This window comes from Corallococcus sp. CA041A, assembly GCF_003612075.1.
Classification (GTDB): Bacteria; Myxococcota; Myxococcia; order Myxococcales; family Myxococcaceae; genus Corallococcus; species Corallococcus exiguus.
This window is the reverse complement of sequence record NZ_RAWF01000479.1, coordinates 1-2,912: the sequence shown is the minus strand read 5'-3', so window position 1 is coordinate 2,912 and position 2,912 is coordinate 1. Positions and strand designations below refer to the sequence as shown.

At 70.5% G+C, this 2,912-nt stretch carries 4 protein-coding genes; all 4 read right to left on the bottom strand.

Translation table 11 applies throughout. The features are described 5' to 3' along the window. On the bottom strand, nucleotides 1-185 hold a 185-nt coding region (locus D7V77_RS45370; protein WP_233597547.1), incomplete at its 3' end, for a hypothetical protein. Between the two features lie 249 nt (nucleotides 186-434). Then, on the bottom strand, nucleotides 435-1,481 hold the full coding sequence (locus tag D7V77_RS41285; protein WP_120581641.1) for a phosphatase domain-containing protein: 1,047 nt from the start codon (nucleotides 1,479-1,481) through the stop codon (nucleotides 435-437). Further along, on the bottom strand, nucleotides 1,478-2,512 hold the full coding sequence (gene plsX, locus D7V77_RS41280; RefSeq protein WP_120581642.1) for a phosphate acyltransferase PlsX: 1,035 nt from the start codon (nucleotides 2,510-2,512) through the stop codon (nucleotides 1,478-1,480). The genes D7V77_RS41285 and plsX overlap by 4 nt, the downstream gene beginning before the upstream one ends. A gap of 10 nt (nucleotides 2,513-2,522) precedes the next feature. Further along, nucleotides 2,523-2,912, bottom strand: a 390-nt coding sequence (locus D7V77_RS41275) for an MFS transporter (RefSeq protein WP_147452343.1), incomplete at its 5' end; no start/stop codon positions are given.

Here is a 2,912-nt window from a genome sequence, read left to right as displayed (position 1 = left end):
GTGCGCTCGCCGCGCTCCTCGGGGCCCGACAGGTCCAGGGGGGAAGACATGGAAAAAACCTCGTGCGCGGACCCGGATGCCGTGTCCGCTGCCGCCTCGAAGGAGGCCTCTCCGCGCGCGTCGTCTCCGGGCGCGGCTGGCAGCGTTCCGCCAGGGGGCGGGGGATGGGTCGGGTCTCGCGTCATTCGCCTCGGCAGGGCAGCCGTCTAGCACGCATCCTCCCACCCATGGGGGTCGCGCTTAAGGACATTCTTCAGGGACGTTGGGGGTCCACCTGGGGCCCCCTGCTCGCCCGCCGTGCGCCCGCTGCCCGTGGGAGGCGCTTCCACTGGATAACATCCCAATCCGGGCCAGACTCCGTCCGCCACGGGCCCTCAATGCTGGAGGGGCCGGGAAGCAGGCAGGCAGACGGCCGGGCCCGAAGGCCGGGCGCTTCAGGTGGGCGGCTTCAGGGTGCGCCCCTTGTGGGTCCGGGGCAGCGCGTGGGAGATGAGCGACACGTAGTCCACCGCCTGCACGCGCGGTGGGGGGGGCTGCGTGCCCAGCGCGGCCAGACGCTTGCTGAACGCGGCCAGGATGTCCGGCATGGGGCGCATGGCCTTGAGCAGCGCGTTGGGCCCCTCCATCGCCTGGGACAGCGCGATGGCCGCCTGCTGCAGCGGCAGTCCTCGCCTCAGCAGGTCCTGGAACGAGTTCGACAGCGTGATGATGTTGTGCCCCGCCGTCTGCACCATCTCCACGGCGATTTTCAGCACCTGCGGCGCCGTGAGGTGGCCGTCCGCCAGCAGCACCAGCGCCGCCTGGAAGTAGTTGAAGATGGGCACCACGCGCGGGCCATACGGCGTGAAATGCGCGGGCGGCGTCAGCTTGTCCAGGTGGATGAAGATGCGCCGCACCGGGTCCGCGATGGGAATCTTCTTCCACGCCTCCTGCACCCGCGCGACGTCGTCCGGGTACACCCCGCCCGCCTCCAGCACCTGGGACAGCACGCGCTCGTCCACCCGGCCCGCGATGAGGTCCGCGTAGAGCGAATAGATGAACGCGTCGGCTTCCGCGTCGTCGCCGAAGAGCACTTCCTCCGCTTCCACCGGCGCGTGGACGCGGCTCTCCAGGATGGCGGGCAGCTTGTAGCCCACCTGTCCGCGCAGGGCCCGGAAGCGCCCGCGCAGGAGGTTGCCCACGTTGTCCTTGAGGACGAACTCGTCCCACTGGATGCCGTCCAGCTTGAGCTTCTCCTCCAGCACCGCGCGCATCTGCTTGGGGCTGCCGGACACGATGCACAGCCTCGAGTCCCCCTGCTCCGCCAGCTCGCGGATGAGTGCGGACGCGCCCGGGATGGCGACCTTCTCATGGGCCTTCTGGAACGCCGTGCGGAACAGGTCGCGCAGCGATTCGAAGTCCGTCTGGAGGTACGTCTTGTCCAGGTCCCACCGGTAGATGCGGCGCGGGGGGGGCGGGTCGATGCGGTCCGGCAGGCTCACTTCGCCAGGCCCTCCTGGATGGCGGTGCCCAGCTCGTTCGCCACCGCCTTCGCGGCCACCTTGCCCGCGTTCGCGATGGCGCGCGCCTTGGAGCGGCCGTGCGCCTTGATGAAGATGCGGTCGAACCCCAGGATGGGCGCGCCGCCGTACTGCTCCCAGTCCGTGATGTCCTTCAGCCGCTCGATGCCGGACGACAGCATGGCCAGGCCCGCGCGCCAGCGCAGGCTCTCCTTGTAGGCGTACTGGGCCAGCTCCATCACCGTGTCGTGCACGCCCTCCAGCATCTTCAGGCACACGTTGCCCACGAAGCCGTCCGTGACGATGACGTCCACCGTGCCGCGCGGAATGTCGATGCCCTCCACGTTCCCCGTGAAGTTGAGCCCCGCCATCTGCGACAGCCGCTGGTGCGCCTCCACCACGCGCGGCGGGCCCTTCTGGGGCTCGACGCCGTTGGACAGGAGCGCCACCTTGGGCCGCTCGTTGCGGGAGATGATGCGCGCGTAGGCGGAGCCCATGACGGCGAACGCCACCAGGTCCTCCGCGGTGGCCTCCACCGTGGCGCCCACGTCGAGGATGAGGCTGAACGGGTCCTGCTTCGCGCCTCGCACGCCCCGCGTGGGATACACCGTGGCCAGGGCCGCGCGGCGCACGCCGGGAATCAGCTGGAAGTGGCGCTTGCACGCGAGCACGCCCGCGCCCGTGTTGCCCGCGGAGACCAGCGCATGCGCCTCACCCTCCGCCACCAGCCGGGCGGCCACCGCCACGGAGGACTCGGGTTTGCGCGCCAGCGCCTCGCCGGGCTTTTCGTCCATGCCCACGTAGTCGCCCGCGTGGTGCACGGAGATGCGCTCCCCGTTGTGCTTGATGCTCGCCAGGGCCTCGTCGATGACCGGCCGGTCCCCCACGAGCAGCGCGTGGATGTGCGGAGACTCCAGCGAAAGCTGGGCGGCGCCTCGCACCACCTCCAACGGGCCGTGATCGCTCCCCATCACGTCGAACGCGATGGTGATGTGTTGCGGCTTGCCCACCATGGTCCCCATCCTATGAGCTTTGCTCCGCGCCTGCTCCCGACAATCGCACCTGTGTCACCAGCGACAGTGCCAAAAGTCCACCCAGCGCCACCAGCACCGCGCCCGTCCCGTACGGGGCTGTCGGGCCCAGTCGGGTGAAGAGCAGGCCGCCCAGCGCGGGCCCGATGATGCGGCCCAGCGAGCCGGACGCCTGATAGGCCCCTAGCACCGCCCCCTGCTGCTCCATGGGGGCGTGCAGGGACACCAGCGCGGACAGGCACGGCGTCACCAGCGCGGAGCCCACCGCCAACAGGCCCATCACCGGGAAAAGCCACCCGTACGACGGCGCCACGGGCAGCAAGGCCAACCCCACCGCCGTCAGCCCGAAACCCACCACGGCCACCGGGGCCTCCCGCCCTCC